At 44.7% G+C, this 19,240-nt stretch carries 14 protein-coding genes and 1 tRNA gene; 9 read left to right on the forward strand and 6 right to left on the reverse strand.

Annotated features, from left to right (window positions below; genetic code table 11):
- The 5 genes from VK541_RS19810 to VK541_RS19830 all read left to right on the forward strand — a co-directional run.
- On the forward strand, positions 1-1,319 hold a 1,319-nt coding region (locus VK541_RS19810), incomplete at its 5' end, for an arylsulfatase (RefSeq protein WP_324372168.1).
- 23 nt (positions 1,320-1,342) lie between these two features.
- Complete coding sequence (locus VK541_RS19815) at positions 1,343-2,539, forward strand: cellulase family glycosylhydrolase (protein ID WP_324372169.1); 1,197 nt, start codon at positions 1,343-1,345, stop codon at positions 2,537-2,539.
- A gap of 42 nt (positions 2,540-2,581) precedes the next feature.
- Positions 2,582-4,276: an arylsulfatase gene (locus tag VK541_RS19820; protein WP_324372170.1), complete on the forward strand. Its 1,695-nt coding sequence runs from the start codon at positions 2,582-2,584 to the stop codon at positions 4,274-4,276.
- Entirely contained in the window at positions 4,276-5,406 is a 1,131-nt protein-coding gene (locus VK541_RS19825) for a formylglycine-generating enzyme family protein (protein ID WP_324372171.1), read from the forward strand. Before VK541_RS19820 ends, VK541_RS19825 begins: the two co-directional genes overlap by 1 nt.
- Positions 5,407-5,432: 26 nt before the next feature.
- Entirely contained in the window at positions 5,433-7,499 is a 2,067-nt protein-coding gene (locus VK541_RS19830; protein WP_324372173.1) for an arylsulfatase, read from the forward strand.
- 115 nt (positions 7,500-7,614) lie between these two features.
- On the opposite strand, the gene VK541_RS19835 is transcribed toward VK541_RS19830, so the two are convergent.
- The 4 genes from VK541_RS19835 to VK541_RS19850 all read right to left on the reverse strand — a co-directional run bounded on the left by VK541_RS19835 (position 7,615) and on the right by VK541_RS19850 (position 13,381).
- Positions 7,615-7,686, reverse strand: a tRNA-Arg gene (locus VK541_RS19835).
- 72 nt (positions 7,687-7,758) lie between these two features.
- A complete protein-coding gene (locus VK541_RS19840) occupies positions 7,759-8,655 on the reverse strand; it encodes an aldo/keto reductase (RefSeq protein WP_324372174.1) in 897 nt (298 codons plus the stop codon).
- Positions 8,656-8,827: 172 nt separating this feature from the next.
- On the reverse strand, positions 8,828-10,339 hold the full coding sequence (locus tag VK541_RS19845; protein ID WP_324372176.1) for a RagB/SusD family nutrient uptake outer membrane protein: 1,512 nt from the start codon (positions 10,337-10,339) through the stop codon (positions 8,828-8,830).
- Between the two features lie 15 nt (positions 10,340-10,354).
- Positions 10,355-13,381 carry a SusC/RagA family TonB-linked outer membrane protein gene (locus VK541_RS19850; RefSeq protein ID WP_324372177.1) on the reverse strand — a complete coding sequence of 1,009 codons (3,027 nt, stop codon included), beginning with the start codon at positions 13,379-13,381 and terminating at the stop codon, positions 10,355-10,357.
- Positions 13,382-13,951: 570 nt separating this feature from the next.
- On the opposite strand from VK541_RS19850, the gene mgtE reads away from it, so the two are divergent.
- Positions 13,952-15,322 carry a magnesium transporter gene (gene mgtE, locus VK541_RS19855; protein WP_324372178.1) on the forward strand — a complete coding sequence of 457 codons (1,371 nt, stop codon included), beginning with the start codon at positions 13,952-13,954 and terminating at the stop codon, positions 15,320-15,322.
- 124 nt (positions 15,323-15,446) lie between these two features.
- Positions 15,447-15,602, forward strand: a complete 156-nt coding sequence (locus VK541_RS19860) for a hypothetical protein (RefSeq protein ID WP_324372181.1) — start codon at positions 15,447-15,449, stop codon at positions 15,600-15,602.
- A 174-nt stretch (positions 15,603-15,776) separates the two neighbouring features.
- Here the strand turns inward: VK541_RS19860 and ychF are convergent, their stop codons facing one another.
- The gene (ychF, locus tag VK541_RS19865; protein ID WP_324372182.1) at positions 15,777-16,871 is read right to left on the reverse strand and encodes a redox-regulated ATPase YchF; all 1,095 of its coding nucleotides are present in this window, start codon (positions 16,869-16,871) and stop codon (positions 15,777-15,779) included.
- Between the two features lie 105 nt (positions 16,872-16,976).
- On the opposite strand from ychF, the gene VK541_RS19870 reads away from it, so the two are divergent.
- Positions 16,977-17,483 carry a DUF5362 family protein gene (locus tag VK541_RS19870; protein WP_324372183.1) on the forward strand — a complete coding sequence of 169 codons (507 nt, stop codon included), beginning with the start codon at positions 16,977-16,979 and terminating at the stop codon, positions 17,481-17,483.
- Between the two features lie 14 nt (positions 17,484-17,497).
- On the opposite strand, the gene VK541_RS19875 is transcribed toward VK541_RS19870, so the two are convergent.
- Positions 17,498-18,181 carry a YgaP-like transmembrane domain gene (locus tag VK541_RS19875; RefSeq protein WP_324372185.1) on the reverse strand — a complete coding sequence of 228 codons (684 nt, stop codon included), beginning with the start codon at positions 18,179-18,181 and terminating at the stop codon, positions 17,498-17,500.
- A 202-nt stretch (positions 18,182-18,383) separates the two neighbouring features.
- On the opposite strand from VK541_RS19875, the gene VK541_RS19880 reads away from it, so the two are divergent.
- Positions 18,384-19,240 (forward strand): alpha-L-fucosidase (locus tag VK541_RS19880; protein WP_324372186.1); only part of this gene is annotated, 857 nt, incomplete at its 3' end.

Consider the following 19,240-nt stretch of genomic DNA (forward strand, 5'->3'; position numbering starts at 1 on the left):
TTATCGTAACTGCTCAGAAGCGAATGGATAAACCTAACATCATTATCATACTGGCAGATGATTTGGGTTGGGGAGATGTTGGTTTCCATGGCAGTGAAATAAGGACTCCTAATCTTGATCAGTTGGCTAAGGAAGGCGTTATCTTAAACCGCTTTTATACTGCTCCCGTGTGTTCACCCACCAGAGCAGGTTTGATGACAGGGAGATATCCCAATAGGTTTGGTTTGCGTGAGACTGTGATACCACCCTGGAGTGAGTTCGGTGTAGATACCAATGAGCTATTTTTACCAGTTTTCTTAAAAGATGCCGGCTATCACAATCGCGTAGTATTGGGCAAGTGGCATCTTGGTCACGCACAGCGCGCTTATCTTCCTCTTCAGCGGGGGTTCACAAAATTTTATGGGCATTATAATGGTGCTATAGATTACTTTACCCATTTCCGCGAAGGAGAGTTAGACTGGCACGATGATGAAAAAACAAGCACTGATAAAGGTTATAGTACAGACTTGATTAGTGATAAGGCAGTTGAGGTGATCCGAAACGCAGGCGACAAACCATTTTTTATGTATGTCGCTTATAATGCCCCCCACACTCCTTTGCAGGCAAAGCCTGAGGACCTCAAGGCTTACGGATATTCTACTGAAAAACCCACTGCAAGACAAACTTATGCTGCTATGGTAACCTGTATGGATCGTGGTATCGGTCGTATTTTAAATTCATTAAAAGCGATGAAAAAAGATCAGAATACGATTGTGTTGTTTTTTAGCGATAACGGAGCTAATGTTTCGGGAGGAGGGTCAAGTGGTCAGTTAAAGGGGCATAAATTTCAGGAATGGGATGGGGGAGTGCGGGCACCAGCAATTGCAAAGTGGCCAGCCAGGTTAAAAGGTGGTACAAAAACAGAACAGGTGATGGGCTATGTGGATGTATTACCTACACTTCTAGGTATTACCGGCGCCTCTTCTAAAAATCACAGACCTTTTGACGGCATCGATATATCACCGGTGTTATTTAGGAAACAAGACCAAATCAACAGAAATCTTTATTTGGGTTATGGCAGTCTGATCAGCAGTCCCTGGAAGATTGTTTTGGCAAAAAATGGCAATGCTGCTATGAAATTAAACGAATCAGCTTTATTTAATATCATTGAAGATCCGGCAGAAAAACAAAATATCAAAAACAGCAAACAGGAGGTTTTTAAACAATTATCTATCCTCGCCAGGACTTTCGATTCAATACGATCTGAGGTGACAGTAGCCCCTTATGCAGAAGGAAAAAAAGGATTCAAAGCGCCAAAAGACTGGCTAATCAAAAATTAATACATCATTTAAAAATAACCTTTATGAAATCTTATATCATAACCCTTTTAATTTTAACACTAGGCTTAAATGGTTCATTCGCTCAGCAACCTGATTATTTAAAGCCTGTGCCTGGCCAGTGGTCTAAGGATAAGGCAAACCAGTGGTACGCCAGCCAACCCTGGCTGGTGGGAGCAAACTACCTGCCGGCAACGGCGATCAACCAAATAGAGATGTGGCAGGCCTCCACCTGGGATCCCAAAACAATTGATAAGGAATTTGGCTGGGCAAAGCAGACCGGTATGAACACCATGCGGGTATTCCTGCATGATATGGTGTGGGCCTCAGATCAAACGGGACTTTATAAGCGCATGGACGAGTTTCTGAAGATCGCATCAAAGCATGGTATAAGGCCATTTTTTGTGTTCTTCGATGATTGTCACTTTCCGAACCCAGCGCTTGGTGTTCAGCCTTTGCCAGTTATTGGTTACCACAATTCCGGCTGGGTGAATTCGCCTGCCCGGGATTTGGCGGTCAGGTTTGCGGAGGGTAAAGCCAGTGCTGAGGAGGTTGCACAGTTGAAAGGCTATGTACAGGAAACAATGAAGCATTTCAGAAATGACAAAAGAATCCTGATGTGGGAACTTTACAATGAACCTGGCAGGGGAAATAACCTTGATGGCGCTGATAAGGCTGGGGGTATAGGTGACCTGTCCAACAGACTCCTGTATGAATCCTGGGTATGGGCAAGAGAAGTTAACCCGTCGCAGCCCATAACAGGCACCGCTAAGGGTAGTTTAGGTGAAATGAATATCCGGATCAACAGGATCAACGCAGATGTACTGTCCGTACACAGCTATGAAAAGCCGGAGGTCCTTGAACGTGTGATCAAAAATTATCAAACGGCTGGCCGCCCAATTATGATGACGGAGTGGCTTGCTCGTACTCAGGCAAGTTCTGTAGAGGGCTGCCTGCCAATTTTAAAAAAGTATAATGTTGGTGCGGTTAACTGGGGATTTGTTTCTGGTAAAAGTGCCACAGTATGGCCCTGGACCAGCCGCAGGGAAAATGGAAAGAATATAAGTGTCAATCAGAAACGTGCGGAAGGGAAAGTACTAAAACCAGGGGATCCGTTTCCGGAACCGGAACTTTGGTTTCATGATCTGTACCGTACAGACGGAACGCCTTTTGATAAAAAGGAGATTGACCTTTTTAAGCAGCTGACAAGGGAAGCGCGATAGCTAAAATGCATTTTTGATACAGTTTTAATATATTTTAGAGTAATGAGAGATAAAGCACGTACAAATAGTTTCATCGCGGTCTGGCTTTTAGCCGGGTTAACTGCGGTAAGCGCTGCAGAAGCAGCGCAGAAAAAGAAAAACGAAAAACCAAACATTGTCCTGATTCTGGCAGATGATCTGGGCTACTCTGATCTGGGTTGCTACGGCGGAGAGATCAACACGCCAAATCTGGACCGTATAGCGAAACAAGGTATGCAATTTACCCAGTTTTATAACGTTTCCAGATGTTGCCCTACACGTGCCTCTTTGCTTACAGGTTTATACAATCACGATGCAGGCATTGGCGATATGACCACTCCGCAAAATGACACAGGTTACCGGGGATATCTGGGCAAAAATACAGTGACCATTGCCGAAGTGCTGAAACAATCGGGATACCGTACGGCGATGACAGGTAAATGGCATGTATCTAATACCATTGTCCAGGGCAATCAGCCAGACCAGATGAAATGGTTGAATCATCAGGCCGAACACCCCTTGTTCTCACCCGCAGATCAATACCCGGTAAACAGGGGATTTGAGCAATTTTATGGTACAATCTGGGGGGTTATCGATTTTTATGACCCCTTTAGTCTGGTGGAAGGGAGCACGCCGGTTAAAAGTGTTCCTAAAAACTATTATCATACGGATGCCATCAATGATAAAGCGGCCGGATACGTGCGGGAGTTCAGTAAAACTGGCCAGCCGTTCTTCCTGTATATCGCACATAATGCGCCGCACTGGCCTATTCAGGCACCTGCTGAAGATATTGATAAATATAAAGATACCTATAAAGCAGGCTGGGAGGTGATCAGGGAAAACCGCTATAAAAAAATGGTGAGTCTGGGCCTGATCGACCCTGAAAAGGTCAAACTATCTCCCCGTAATCCCTCCCAAATGACCTGGGAGGCCAATCCTGATAAAGAATGGGATGCCAGGGCAATGGCAGTTCATGCGGCTATGATTGACCGGATGGACCAGGGAATCGGCCGGGTCATCAAAGCCCTTGAGGAAACCGGTGAAATGAACAATACCATTTTCGTATTTTTAAGCGACAATGGTGCGAGCGCTGAGCTTTCAGACAAGTACGGACCGGGTTTTGACAGGCCCGGGCAAACCCGTGACGGGCAAAAGATTTCTTACGCGACAGACAAGACTATTATGCCGGGGCCGCAGACCACTTTCTTTTCAATAGGGCCAGCCTGGGCCAATGTGGCCAACACGCCTTTCCGGTTATGGAAATCACAGTCTCTTGAGGGTGGAGTGCATACGCCAATGATCGTTTCATGGCCTGCCGGCATTAAGGCAAAAGGAAGCAAAACAGACCAGATCGGCCATGTGATGGATTTCATGGCTACATTTATTGACGTTGCCGGAGTTAAGTATCCCAAAGAGTACAACGGTAATGCAATCACACCGATTGAGGGCAAAAGCCTTGTGCCTGTATTTTCCGGGAAAAAGGCACCCGGACATCAGGCCTTATTTAATGAACATGAAGGCAGTAAATATGTACGGGTACAGGACTGGAAACTTGTAGTGGCGGGGCCGAACAAAAAATGGCAGCTGTATGATCTGTCCAAAGATTACAGCGAACTGAATGACCTGGCTGCCGAATACCCGGATAAAGTAAAGGAATTGAGCGGGATGTGGGACGAATGGGCTGCTAAGCATCATGTTTTACCAAAACCTTCGAGATAATGATGCTAATTGTAGCAAGATACCAGGCTTTGGGCCTTCTTTTTTTTCTGTTTTTCTTTTCCTGCAGGCAGAAAGAGACAAAGGTCACACAGTCAGATCAGGATACGATTTCCTGTCACAGCAATTTGCCAAGCCGGTATGGGGTTGTTGCACCCGGACTGCAGGACACAATAACTCCGTCAGCAAAGACTGGTAAGGACGGAATGAAATGGATTCCCGGCGGAACATTTACAATGGGATCCAGTGAGTCCGGTGGCAGGTCAGACGAATATCCGGCACACCAGGTTCAGGTAGACGGCTTCTGGATGGACGAAAAGGAAGTTACCAATGCAGAATTTACTGCATTTGTGAAAACCACTGGTTACAAAACAGTCGCTGAGCGGAAACCCGATTGGGAAGCGCTAAAAAAACAGCTCCCTCCAGGAACGCCCAAACCTGCAGAAGATGTTCTGGTGGCTGCTTCGCTGACCTTTATCCCACCAAATCAGCAGGTGCCGCTTGATAATGCCGCGCGCTGGTGGAGTTGGACACCTGGAGCAAACTGGCAGCATCCGCAGGGGCCGAAAAGCAGCATTCAGGGAAAAGACAATTATCCCGTTGTCCAGATTTCCTGGGAAGATGCCAATGCTTACGCAAAATGGGCCGGTAAACGGTTGCCGACGGAAGCGGAATGGGAATATGCAGCAAGGGCCGGTTCCGATAAAAAGCGCTACCCCTGGGGTGATGATGGCATTGAATCAGGCAAGCCCAAAGCCAATACCTGGCAGGGTAGTTTCCCTGATAAAAACACAAATTGGGACGGATTTTCCGGTCTGGCTCCGGCGGGATCATTTAAACCCAATGCGTATGGTCTGTATGATATGGCGGGAAATGTATGGGAGTGGGTGTCCGACTGGTATACCGCAGACTACTATGCCAAACTGAGGAGTGGTGTCACGAAAAACCCGCAAGGACCTGAACAGGGCTATGACCCGGATGAGCCCTATGTTCCTAAAAAAGTAACAAGAGGAGGTTCATTTATGTGTAATGCCTCTTATTGTGAGGGGTATAAGGTCAGTTCAAGAATGAAATCATCTCCCGATACGGGATTGGAGAACACTGGATTCAGATGTGTAAAAACAGGCAACTGAAATTGAAATAATTTAAAAACTAAACGATGAGAACCAGAAATTTTATAGCAGGATGTTTTGCCCTGCTGGGTCTGTTGCCGGTATCTGGTTTTGGCCAGAAAAAACAACCCAATATCCTGATCATTATGGCTGATGATATGGGCTATTCGGATGTTGGCAGCTATGGCGGGGAAATCAAAACACCTAATATTGATCAGTTGGCTGCCAAGGGATTGAAATTCAAACAATTTTATAACGCAGCGCGGTGCTGTCCGACCCGTGCCTCACTGATGACAGGGCTTTACCCACACCAGGCCGGAATGGGCTGGATGGCAGCGGCGGATATGGGCAGGCAGGCTTATCGGGGCAATCTAAACACCAGCAGCGTCACTATAGCCGAGGTATTGAAAACGGCGGGTTACGACACTTACATGACTGGAAAATGGCATTTGACCAATGAGCGGAAGATCGACGGAAATGTTAAGGACAACTGGCCTAAGCAGCGCGGCTTCAACCGGTATTTCGGCATCATTCCCGGCGGTGCCAATTATTATACTCCAGAATTATACAGCGATAACAAACGCTACAAAGCACCTGAGGATTTTTACCTGACTAACGCCATCAGCGATACCAGTGTGAAATTTATAGGTGACCATTTCGCCAAACAGCCGGATAAACCCATGTTCATGTATGTTGCATACACCTCACCTCACTGGCCGCTCCATGCCCTGCAGAAGGATATCGACAAGTATAAGGCATTATACCAAAAAGGCTGGGATGCCATGCGGGCAGAGCGTTTTGAAAGGCAGCGAAAAATGGGACTTTTTGCAAAAGACCTGGTGATGTCACCACGTGATTCTGTCATTCCTGCATGGGATGAGCTGCATCAGAATAAGAAAGATGAGATGGCAATGAGAATGGCCATTTACGCCGCACAGATCGATATTATGGATCAGGGAATCGGCAGGATTGTAGCAAAACTGAAAGCTGAAGGCCAACTGGAGAATACCCTGATCTTTTTTCTGAGTGACAACGGAGCCTGCGCAGAATTCATTAGCAGCGGCTCCTCAAAGGAAGTGAACGGCAGGGAAAACACATTTGAAAGTTACCGGATCAATTGGGCGAATGTCAGCAGTACCCCCTTCAAGGAATATAAACATTATACATACGAAGGCGGAATCGCAACTCCACTGATTGTGCACTGGCCAGCAGGCATCAAAAAGGCGGCAAACAATTCCTTCGTGAACGGCTATGGAAATTTAACAGACATCATGGCGACCTGCGTAGATGTGGCGAAGGCCAGCTATCCATCAATGTACAATGGCAATAAAATAACCCCGCTGGAAGGTAAGTCTATGGCGGCTGCCTTTGACGGAAAACCGCTCAACAGGGGTAAGATCTTCTGGGAGCATGAGGCAAACATTGCCTTCAGAGATGGCAAATGGAAACTTGTAGCGAGTACTCATGAAAATTCAGCATTCGATCCGAAAACCCTGCACCTGTACAATCTGGAAGATGACCCGATAGAAATGACAGACCTCTCCAAATCCGACCACGAACGCCTGCAGGCTATGTATAAAGAATGGCAGCAATGGGGGCAGCGTGTCGATATCTTTCCAATGAATACAGAAGGCTACGGTGCACGTATACAACAGTACAACCGTTCTATTAATGGAAGTTTTGACGATTTGCTGGGTGGCTGGAATGTGAAAAAGACTGCTGCTGTGCAGGCAAATGCAGAGATCGATACGACCGGAGTCCTGACAGGCAAAAATGCTTTGAAGGTCAATATGGTCAAACCGGATGACAGACCGGATGGATTATTTGCAGCATGGCCATTCCGTGCCAAAAAGGGAGAGAAGTTTACTGTCGCACTCAAAGCCAGGGGAAACCAGAACAGTACGATTCTGGTCAGATTGGAAAAAGCCGGCGGCGACTTCAGTAAGGTCATTGACAAGCAATTTGAGGTGAGTACTGATCCGAAATCGGGCAGCTTCTCATCTATCGAAATTCCCTCAGATGGAAATTACCGTGTCGGATTGTACTTCGGGAAAATGGCGGGGGGTAACACGGTCTGGATAGATGATGTGCAGCTAACTAGTACTAGTCACTAGTGTTTTGATAAAAAACTAAAATGTTTAAAGCATAAAATAGGGCTCCTGGATTTGTACCCGGGAGCCCTATTTTCCAGAAAACTTTCACACTATAATCTCACAGTGTTAAATTATGTGTCCCCGACGAGATTCGAACTCATATCTTTGGTACCGGAAACCAAAATTCTATCCATTGAACTACGGAGACAATGGGATGCAAATATATAAAATGATATGATTGATCTCTATGGCTTTTTGATATTTATACAGATTCTGTGATTTATTTAATTTGGTTTTCAACAGAAACATTGTACAGGTCATACCAGTCCTGATGATCCAATTCAATAGAAAAAGCATTGACGGCATTTTTTATCCTTTGCTCATTTGTCGTACCGATCAGCGGCAAAGCACCCAGTTTTACCAGCCATGCTACCGCAAGAGACTCAATATCAGCATTATATTTAGCGCTTAGTTCCTCCAGCTTTTCGCGTACTTTAACAGCCTGCCGGTCTGTCCCGGTAGCTATTCTTCCCTCAGCCAGCGGTGCATAGGCCAGGGGCCGCATGTATCGCTGCTTGATATAATCGATCTGGCCATTGTCCAGCGCCTGTGTGCTCAGCAGATTCAGTTCTATGTGATTGGTTACAATGGGTTTTGTGAGGTAGGAGGTCAGCAGCTGGTGCTGGAACACAGAAAAGTTGGCCACACCGATGTTCTTGATCTTTCCTGAATCCTTTAATTTTTCGAGGATCAGTGCGGTTTCTTCCAGATTAGATATCGCATCCAGTTTGTCCAGCAAAAAGATATCTATGTAATCGGTTCTCAGTTTCTTTAAGGAAGACTCAACGCTTTTAGTGATATGGGCGGCTGAAGTATCATAGTGCCGGATCCTGATCTCCGGACTTTGAGGATTCGGAACTTTTAAGCCGCATTTGGTGAAAAGGATAATGTCTTCTCTTTTAAAAGCACCTTCATTCAGCAGATTTCCAAACAATTCCTCGCACTTATAAGAACCATAGCTGTCACCATGTTCGAATGTGTTGATGCCCAGTTCCAGACAAAGGTGTACAATTTTTTTTAAGACCGTATCGGCATCTTTAACATCATTCCATCTGTAAAATCCGTAAATAGCAGGGGAAACTTTAGGGCCTGCATCCCCCATATATATTTTTTGCATACACTTTTTCTATAACACAAATTTAACCAATTGCCGCCGCTTCAGCAATGTTAATTATTTGTTAATCGAAATGTGCCTGTCTTTTATTTGGCAAACCGGCCGGTCCCCCTCACCTGGATCAAAAATAAATTAATCCCCAGCCCTACGACCAGGGATTAATTATTTATTTCATTTAATAACCAGGATTCTGGGTGTAATTTGGATTTGCAAGCTGATTGGAAGGGATAGGGAAAATAAGGTATTTAGGATCATCAGTTGGTTTTTCCTGCCATGGGGCAAGGAATTTTCCAAAGCGGATCAGGTCCTGCCTTCTTACGCCTTCCCAGAAAAACTCACGGCCACGTTCGTCCAGCAACTGGTCCAGTGATACACTTCCCCAGGATGAAGCTCCGCGGGCTGTCCTTACCTGGTTGACTAGAGGCAGGGCCAATGCAGCCTGGCCGGTTCTCAGCAAGGCTTCCGCCTTCATCAATAACACATCAGAATAGCGGTAAAATACCCAATCATTATCAGGAAATCCCGAGGAACTGTTTTTATAATCTATTGGATATTTGATCACACGGATTCCCGCATTTTCCAACCTTTTCTGATCACGCTCAATGATGTTCACGTCAGGGGTAAAGATTAAGTTTTCTCCCAAACGGTTTTTAATCAGTACTCCATCTTTGTTGACCTGCTGACCAACCAGGAAACCCACCCGGACACCGGATACATCTGTAACCCCGGTGTATGCTCCTCCTCTTCGTGAGTCTGAGGCTTCAAACTTATCATAAAAATCTGAAAGCGTACAGAAACCATTATTTCCACTTGGGCTTTGATTATAATGCAGAGGGGCTACCCACATGGCATTTAATCCACCAGCATCTACGCCTCCAATATTCCTGCCTGTAAATATGTTTTCCTTAGACAGGACGTCATTTGCAGGCGCGAAATTGTCGAAGTAATTTGGGGTAAGAAAGAATTTACCTCCGGTGATGATCTCATCAGCCAGTGCGATTACTTTGGCCATATCTGCGGGATCAAAGGTTGGTGCCGCACGATTTAAAAACGCGCCCTTGTTGAGGTAAGATTTCATCATTAACATTTTTGCCGCGTCTTTAGTGGCTCCGGTGATTGGTGAGGCAGGTAAATTCGGGAGAATTTCATTTAACTCTGCAATGATATAAGCAAGGGCTTCAGGCGCTTTTCTGACTCTGGGAGATGTCGTTACGCGTTCTCCGGGATCGCGATAGGGCACCTGGTTCCATCCATCAAGAATAGAAAATTGAGAGAAGGCACGTAAAAAACGGGCTTCGGCGGCCTGTTGCGGCGTTGGATTAAACCGTAATAGATTGGTGGCTGCATAATTCACCCCATTTAAGTCGCGATACACACTGTGGATCCGGGTATGGTCGGCAGCCCAGCGGTGCAGGTGCAAAGCTCTCCATGCTCCGTTATCGTCCCAGTCTCCACCGCGGGTAGGTACAATGGCTTCATCGGTAGGGAATTCCTGTAGTGCCCACCAACCATATGGGCCCTGATAGCCAGCGCGCATGGAATTGTAGGCCCCATTTAACAAGGCCGGTACGTCTCCGGTGTTAACATCTCCCTGATTAATCTGCCCATTGAGTTTTTCATCTAGTTTTGTACATGCCATTAATGAGAGTAACATCATCATTAAAGCGGTTATATAGCTATTTTTCATTAGAATATATTTAAATTAAAAAGAAAAGTTAACCCCGAAATTGAAGGTTCTGGCTGATGGAAAAGGGATATATTCTATTCCCATCGAAGGAACTCCATTGATGCTTTTGTCGGTATTTACTTCCGGGTCGAATCCAGAATACCTGGTCATCACCAATAGATTTTGCCCATTCACATATAAATTTAATCCCTTGATGGCTTTTCCTATGTTTCCAACATTATAATTAAGGGTCGCATTTGCCAGTTTCAAATAATTTCCTTTTTCGATATAACGTGAAGACGCAGCAATTGGGTTTGCAAGAGATTCCTTTATTGAGGAGTTTAGTAAAGCCGAAGCAATATTTCTTGTTCCCAAATTGGTAATCGGTAATACAGAGTTGGCGGTGTTGTTGTAAATGTCCTGCCCGAATGATCCATTAAAGTTTAAGCCCAGGCTTAACTTTTTATACCTGAAATCTGTGCTGATGCCCAGAATAAGACTCGGGTTGGGATTTCCTACATAATAATAGGTATAGCCATCATCGGTGTATTGAGAAAAGCCATCTGGATTCAGGCCTTCGTACTTTCTGGTGACCATTGCAAACAAGGGTAAACCTTCCTTGATCACTTCTATATTCACATCGCTTAATCCTTGTCCATTTAAGGCTCCTGTATTGATCAGGAGGTTAGAGAAATCTTTTACTTTGTTATTGAGAAAGGTTGCATTTCCTCCCAGTGACCATGAAAAATCAATCTGGTCTACAATGTTGCCGTTCAGGGTAATCTCAATTCCTTTATTCAGGATATATCCGGGTAAATTACCCCAGGTAACTGAACCGTCCATCGCCGTGGGATACTGCGGGCTTTGAGGAAATAAAAGATCGGTTGTTTTTTTTCTGAATACGTCAATTGAACCGGTGATTCGGCCTTTAAAAAAACCAAAGTCAGCGCCGATGTTTATTTGCTCATCCGCCTGCCATTTGAGATCCGGATTGTCGTTATTGATGCTTTTCAAAGTCAGTTGATTACCTTCATAGACATAAGCATAACGTTGTTGGGAAGAACCTGACGGGAATTCCTGATTCCCGGTTTTACCATATCCAGCCCTGATCTTAAGCTGATCCAGCCACGCTATATTTGCCAGAAAGTCTTCATTTTTCATGTTCCATGCAGCAGAGAACGATGGAAAATACCCATATCGGTTTTCGGAACCAAATCGGGTAGAGCCATCGGCCCTGACAGTTGCAGTCAAAAGGTACTTACCTGCATAATTAAAGATGGCACGGGCAAAATAAGATTGCAGTTCATAGGTTGGGTCGTTGAAGGAACTCATCCTTCTGTTGTTTGGAGGAGTGGCCTGCAGCACATCGGTATAATCCACAGGAATATCGCCAAATCCCGTGGCGTTCATGTTTGTTCCTTTGTTGACGTTATTGGTATATTCATAACCAATGATTGCGTTCAGGTTCAATTTTGGAGCAATTTCCTTGTTGAAGTTTAGTGTATTGGTGAACTGCTGGGTGAGGATTTCACTGTTTGAATAACTGGCATAACCGCCAGGAAAATTGTCTGCAGGTTTTTCCTGAACCCCTTCGATATTAATAAAGCTGCGGGTAGAGTTCCTCCTCACACCAGAACTGTAATTGAGACTCACCAGCATGCGGTATTCCAGCCATGGGGTAATCTTATAATAAGGAGAAATGCTTCCTAAAATAGAAGATACTTTAGATTTATCGCTGTAGGCATCAGACATCGCCAGGGGATTGATGATCCTGCCATTTTCTATGAACAATGAACCATCAGCATTTCTTAAGGGCCTTGTCGGATTCCAGGTTAAAGCCTGACTGATTAAACTCCCCGTGAATCCGGCATCATTAGTAATCGGGGCAATATTCTCATTGTACTGGCTGCTGATCAGGGTCACATCCATTCCCAGCTTTTTGCTGTCCAGAAATTTGAAGTTGCCATTAAAGGAAGCCGTATATTTTTTCAGGTCTGTTTTCCGGATAATTCCCTGCTGATCCTGATACCCGAAGGAGGCACGATAAGTATTTGCATCGTTCCCGCCGCTCAACCCGACAGAATAATTCTGGTTGTAAGCAGTACGCATAATGGCATCCATGGCGTTTACATTGCTTCCATAGTCACCCGAGGTTAAACCATATTTGTTTAATGCGGAGCGGTATTCATCGCCGTCTAAAACCTCAATCTGGTTCATGATATCGCTGACCCCTGTGGAAGCATTCACGTCCAGTTTCATCGCTCCGCTGGCCCCTCTTTTTGTGGTGATCAAGACCACTCCGAAAGCTGCTCTGGATCCATAAATCGCAGTTGCAGAGGCGTCTTTTAAGATTTCCATCGTTGCGATATCGCTGGGATTGATGAAACTCAACGGGTTTCCTCCGGGAGCGGCACCAAGACCTCCCCCCGGAGTAGCCTTAACTCCTCCAACCGAAGCGGGGCTGGCACTTGGTCTTGCTGAATTCCCGGAAAGGGCAACGCCATCTACTACGTATAAAGGCTGTCCGCTCCCGCTAACAGCGGTATTTCCCCGGATTTTTACGGTGGTGGCACCTCCGGGCTGCCCGCTGTTGTTGATCATCTGGACACCGGCAACTTTACCTTGTATCAGCTGATCAGGAGCAATCAGCGGACCTTTATTGAAATCCTTTGCCGCTACGGTCGCCACAGCTCCGGTCAGATCTTTCTTTTTAACTGAGCCGTATCCGACCACCTGTATCTCAGCTAAATTATTTGCCGATTGCAGTACAGCATTAATGACGGTTTTGTCTCCAACTTCAACCGTTAAAGTTTCCATCCCCACATAGCTGAAAATTAACCTTTTTGGCTTTTGAGGAAGGGCAATCGAATATTTTCCATTGACATCCGTCAGAGTTTTTACAGTTGTGCCCTCAACAGCAACAGTGACGCCAATTAGTGTATTGTTATCGCTGTCTGTAACAGTTCCGGTGATAACTGACTGCGCATACGCAGCCGAACTGATGACGAGCAGGATTAATAAAGTTACTGTCCTTTGCAGTATACTTTTGAATAAGTAATTCATCGTAAAATTTGGTTAGTTAATAAAATAGAGTGATTTAAAAAGGTTTTGCCGATCTGCAGCAAAAAAAAGGCATACCAATTCATGGACACAGCAGTGCCGGAAAAATTCATACGGCGAATTTTACAGCAGATATTACCCTATAAAATCAATAAGGAAATATCAATACAGATCTTGAAATTGGATTCGCTACTCTTTACCGGGTTTGTAAAGATGGCCTGGCTGAATAATTGGAATAGGTTCGATCAGCTTCAGCTGAATAAAACGTGGATTCATAATGGTTAAGTTTAGGATGATTAATAATAATTTAGGGATTTATGGATAATAAAAATGTCTATTTAGCCATATTGTTCGTTTTTTAGAGTTTAGATAATATTTAGTTAATTAAATTTATAAAAAAAATCGGTATTTACGCTAATAATAAGTGTTTTGGTTTCTGCTCAATTCTATCAGTATCCAGGCAGTCCACATTAATTCTAATCTTTTTCGCATTATAACTGCCATTTTTGAAAATAAAAAGACACTTTTGCATCCGGCAAAGCAACAAGGGATCATGTAAAGAAATCAGGGCATATGGAAGAAATGATTGTTGAAGATATCGTAAAGCTTATTGAGCAGGAAAACGATGCACAATTAAAAATTTATTTGGATGACCTCAACATTTCCGATGTCGAGCACCTCATAGATGAACTTCCCCAGTACGCTGTCAAATTCATAGATACCCTGTCCGCTAAAAGGGCCGTCAACGTATTTCGTATTCTTGATTTCCCTACCCAGGAAAAGATCATTAAAAAACTATCAGGCAATAAGCTGGCCGAACTGATCAACCTGCTGCCTCCGGATGACCGTACCTCTTTATTCAGCGAATTAAAAGGCGATGCCGTCGCCAAGCTGATCGTTCTGCTTCCTGCAAAGGACCGGGTAGAAGCGCTGTCGCTTTTAGGCTACGAAGAAGACAGTGTGGGCAGGCTGATGACCCCGGATTATGTGGCGGTGAAGAAAGATTGGACCGTAAACCGGGTCCTTTCCCACATCAGGCGCTATGGCAAAAACTCTGAAACCATTGACGTGATCTATGTGATCGATAAGGATGGCGTATTGCTCGATGACATCCGGATCAGGGAAATACTCCTTGCAGATCCCGAAGCAAAGATCGGTGACCTGACAGATCAGCGCCTGATCGCTTTAAAGGTCAATGACCATCAGGAAGAAGCGATCAATACCTTTAGAATGAACAACCGGGTCGCCCTGCCTGTAGTGGACGACAATAATATATTATTGGGTATCGTAACCGTTGATGATATCCTATGGGTCGCCAACGAAGAATATGCAGAAGATATCCACAAAATAGGGGGTACCCAGGCGCTGGATGAACCTTACCTGGATGTTCCGGTCTTTGAACTCTATCAAAAACGGATCGTCTGGCTGATCGTACTTTTCTTCGGGGAGCTCCTGACCATTTTTGCCATGTCAAACTTCGAAGACCAGATCAAAAAGGTTGTGATCCTGGCTACTTTTATCCCATTAATTATTTCAAGCGGAGGCAATAGCGGATCACAGGCAGCTACCCTCATTATACAGGCTATGGCTATGGGGGAAGTGACCATCAAAGACTGGTGGCGTGTCATGCGAAGAGAAATTGTATCCGGTATTTTTCTGGGTACTACCCTCTGCATTCTCAGTTTCTGTGTGATCCTGAGCTGGCAGCTGATCTCAGGATCTCTCGCCCAGCCGGTACTCATCGGACTCGTTGTAGGTTGTTCCCTGATCGGCGTGGTACTTTGGGGAACACTGATGGGCTCCATGCTTCCTTTACTGCTCAAAAAACTTGGTGCTGACCCCGCTGTTTCCTCTACGCCATTTGTGGCAACCCTCGTTGATGTAACGGGTTTGCTGATCTATTTCACTATGGCAATGTTGTTTTTAAAAGGCGTGTTGCTTTAGTTAATGCCTCATGCCAAGGGGACAAAATTTAGTATTCTCTTCGAAGCCTGCATCTTTTAGGCCCGATGAAGGATCGGGCAAAAAGCGCTAAGGTCTTCTCTGAAAACACTAAATTTTGTTGAGCATGATGCTTAACAAAAACCAAAACACTTTTAATGGGGGGAAAGGAAAGGCAGGAGTAAGGTCAGGGGGAATTGAGGAAATAGAAATAAAAAAGACGTGCAGACAAGCAGGTGAATTAGTGGATAAAGCAAGACACAAAACCCCCTGCATAACATAACGGCAGGTTGGAGCGCCCAGGTTTAGGCGAAAGAAAATAATGCGTTCTATGAAAAGGCATAGGATTTTTCGGAAGTTCTTATTGATTTTTGATCTCAAGAGCGCTTCGCGGTTTGTGCCCTTTTTCAGGGCGCAAGGTCCAGCCTTTGAATAGAATTGCTTTATTTTCTAATGTCTAAACGTTAAAACGGAAATGCATAATGTCGCCATCCTCAACGACATACGTCTTGCCTTCTACACCCAGCTTACCAGCATCCTTACAAGCATTCTCAGAACCAAGCGTCACAAAGTCATTGTATTTGATCACTTCCGCACGGATAAAGCCTTTTTCAAAATCAGTATGGATCACACCAGCCGCCTGAGGAGCAGTAAAACCTTTAGTAATGGTCCAGGCCCTTACTTCCTGCACACCCGCAGTAAAATAAGTATACAGATCCAATAAGCGATAAGCCGCACGGATCAGTTTATTTACACCAGATTCAGTCAGCCCGAGATCAGCAAGAAATTCCTGACGGTCTTCATAACTATCCATTTCGGCAATTTCAGATTCTATTTTGGCCGAGATCACCAGTACTTCAGCATTCTCATCCTTAACCGCTTCCTTAACACGTTCCACATAAGCATTGCCGGTTACCACAGAAGCTTCATCCACATTGCAGACATACATTACCGGTTTTTGCGTCAACAGTCCAAGATCCTGGATATATTCAAAATCTTCCGCAGAAACTGCGGCAGAGCGAACTGATTTACCAGACTCGATATGTGGTTTAATTACACTAAGGATGTCGAAAGTTCTTTTGGCATCCTTATCAGTCTTAGCCATTTTCTCTACTTTCTGGATGCGTTTTTCAACCGTGTCGAGATCCTTCAGCTGTAGCTCCGTATCGATGATCTCCTTGTCACGGATCGGATCAACAGAACCATCCACATGGATGACATTGCCATCATCAAAACAACGTAAAACATGAATAATGGCATTGGTGGCGCGGATATTTCCCAAAAACTGGTTGCCCAGGCCTTCACCTTTAGAAGCGCCTTTAACCAGTCCGGCTATATCCACAATTTCAATAGTATTGGGAACAACGCGATTCGGTTTCACCAATTCCTCGAGTTTTGTCAGTCTGTCATCGGGTACAGTGATCACCCCTATGTTGGGTTCTATAGTACAGAACGGAAAATTAGCAGCCTGCGCTTTTGCGTTAGATAAGCAGTTAAATAAAGTAGATTTTCCCACATTTGGTAAACCAACTATACCACATTGTAATGCCATGGATTGTTTTTTTCTTGATTTGCCCGCAAAGGTATCAATTTTTTAAAAATATTCTTTATGTTTAGAGGAGCTAAAACCCGTTAAAAAATTAACACGATCACCGTTATGGAGAATATTGAAGAAAACAACCCCGAAGAAAATACATCAGCACACCAGGAAGCTGAAATGGAAACCCTGATCATTACCGAAGACATCCGGAGCTATATCTATGAATCTGCCAAATGGTCAAAATTCCTGTCCATTGTCGGATTTGTATTAACAGGTTTCATGGTTTTGGTGGCATTTTCGGCCGGAGCGATCATCTCTACAATGAACAGCATGGTAGGAGAGGCCAATAACCCATATGCCAAACTTGGCGGCGGCGCACTTACCGTCATCATGCTGCTGTTTGCACTCCTGTATTTCTATCCAAGCCTTTTGCTTTTCAAATACAGCAGCGCAGCCAAAAAAGCAGTACTCTTTGGAGATCAGCCTAATCTGGCCGTTGCCATGAGCAAAATGAAATCATTTTTTAAATTCTGGGGTATCCTGACCATAGTCGGGCTCGGGTTTTATTTACTGATCATACTGTTTGCCGTCATTGCCAACATCAGTGCTTCAGTAGCAGCCTAGATTTGGTTTTGGAGTCAGTTGTTTTCAATAACATGCTTAAAATTCCTGATCTCTTTCTTTAATAAGCCTTCAAAATAGGGGTTGGCCAGCCTTGCCAGGCCGATCCCTATCCCACCCGCCAGCGGATGATAAGACAGCACCACTTTTAAAAGTGTTCTGCTGCCGTCCGCACTTTCCTCAAAGATCACTTTTCCTACATGATTCAGAAGCGTGCCCGAAGACGCTTTCCAGCCAATGAGCCGTCCCGGTTCGTCTTTTACAATCTCAGCATCCCATTTCACCGGCAAAAGATCATTCAATATATTTGATTTCCAGTGAGAATGGTTTTCATCAATTACATCAACGTTGAGCAAATAGTCAATACTTCCCGGCAGGTTGCTGAGGTTTCGCCAGTAATTATAAACTTCCCTCGCAGGCCGGTCTATTTCGAACTCACCCCTGATATTTACCGCTTTTGTATGCCTGGCATCGATGCCCAGCTGTTCATAAAAGAAACATTGGCCGGTAAAGCCCCGGTAGGCCAAATAGGCACCATATAAAAACTTCGATTTGAAAGGTCGTGTTATTCCCCTGCTGATCAGGACTCCACCCAAAAACACAGAGACGAGTCTTTCGGTCAGGCCTATGTTCTCATAATGATGCCTTTCGATAGAAAATTTTCCAGATCTTAATTTTAGGTGATGTTGACGCAGTTCCATACAGTTGATTTTCCTTGTATAACAGTTATTAGGATAGGAAGTTTTTGCCAGGCATTGATTCATGCCAAAATCTTTTAGTCTAATGACAAATTAATATAACGATTAATAGTTGTTATCTTGCAATTTTAGGCACCTAACAAGGTATGTGGCCATTGTGATCATTTAAATCACGGCTTCATCACCGAAACAAAATATTAAACAGATGAAAAACACACAAAATTTTATTGCGGCAGCATTGTTCTCTTTTGTAAGCATTGCGAACTCCTTTGCGCAATCTGACAATGCACCCAAGCCATACGGTGCAATTCCCAGCAAACACCAGTATAACTGGCAGCAAATGGAATACTATATGTTCATCCACTTTGGGCCAAATACCTTTACCGATAAGGAATGGGGACATGGCGATGAAGATCCTAAAGTATTTAATCCTAAGAAACTGGATGCCCGACAATGGGCACGTACCGCTAAAGCAGCAGGTATGAAGGCCATCATCATCACGGCCAAACATCACGATGGTTTTTGCCTGTTTCCAAGCAAATACAGTACGCATACCGTCAGGGAAAGCAGCTGGAAAAACGGTAAAGGCGACGTATTGAAAGAACTCTCGGCAGCCTGCAAAGAATACGGACTAAAGTTTGGCGTATACCTCTCGCCATGGGACCGCAACCACCCCAAATATGGTACACCGGAATATAACGAGATCTTTGCCAAGACATTAAAAGAAGTACATACCCAGTACGGGCCTATCTTTGAACAGTGGTTTGACGGGGCAAAAGGACAGGGCGAAAAGAAGCAGGACTATGATTTTCCGCTATTCAACAGTGTCGTTTATGCGCACAATCCGCAGGCGATCATATTTAGCGACATTGGTCCCGGTGCCCGCTGGATGGGCAATGAAAATGGTGTGGCCGGCGAGACCAACTGGGCTACCCTCAATACAGATGGTTTTGGTGTAGGGGCAGAGGCTCCTAAGGGCGCGGTATTGAATACAGGTGATGAAGGCGGTAAATACTGGATCCCGGCAGAAGTGGATGTTTCCATCAGACCAGGCTGGTTCTA

The organism is Pedobacter sp., from assembly GCF_035317785.1.
In the GTDB taxonomy this organism is placed as follows: Bacteria; Bacteroidota; Bacteroidia; order Sphingobacteriales; family Sphingobacteriaceae; genus Pedobacter.

Excerpts from the sequence above, each read along its gene's own strand:
- VK541_RS19815 (WP_324372169.1), top strand. The coding sequence starts at position 1,343 with ATGAAATCTTATATCATAACCCTTTTAATTTTAACACTAGGCTTAAAT.
- VK541_RS19820 (WP_324372170.1), top strand. The coding sequence starts at position 2,582 with ATGAGAGATAAAGCACGTACAAATAGTTTCATCGCGGTCTGGCTTTTA.
- VK541_RS19825 (WP_324372171.1), top strand. The coding sequence starts at position 4,276 with ATGATGCTAATTGTAGCAAGATACCAGGCTTTGGGCCTTCTTTTTTTT.
- VK541_RS19830 (WP_324372173.1), top strand. The coding sequence starts at position 5,433 with ATGAGAACCAGAAATTTTATAGCAGGATGTTTTGCCCTGCTGGGTCTG.
- VK541_RS19840 (WP_324372174.1), bottom strand. The coding sequence starts at position 8,655 with ATGCAAAAAATATATATGGGGGATGCAGGCCCTAAAGTTTCCCCTGCT.
- VK541_RS19845 (WP_324372176.1), bottom strand. The coding sequence starts at position 10,339 with ATGAAAAATAGCTATATAACCGCTTTAATGATGATGTTACTCTCATTA.
- VK541_RS19850 (WP_324372177.1), bottom strand. The coding sequence starts at position 13,381 with ATGAATTACTTATTCAAAAGTATACTGCAAAGGACAGTAACTTTATTA.
- mgtE (WP_324372178.1), top strand. The coding sequence starts at position 13,952 with ATGGAAGAAATGATTGTTGAAGATATCGTAAAGCTTATTGAGCAGGAA.
- VK541_RS19860 (WP_324372181.1), top strand. The coding sequence starts at position 15,447 with ATGATGCTTAACAAAAACCAAAACACTTTTAATGGGGGGAAAGGAAAG.
- ychF (WP_324372182.1), bottom strand. The coding sequence starts at position 16,871 with ATGGCATTACAATGTGGTATAGTTGGTTTACCAAATGTGGGAAAATCT.
- VK541_RS19870 (WP_324372183.1), top strand. The coding sequence starts at position 16,977 with ATGGAGAATATTGAAGAAAACAACCCCGAAGAAAATACATCAGCACAC.
- VK541_RS19875 (WP_324372185.1), bottom strand. The coding sequence starts at position 18,181 with ATGGAACTGCGTCAACATCACCTAAAATTAAGATCTGGAAAATTTTCT.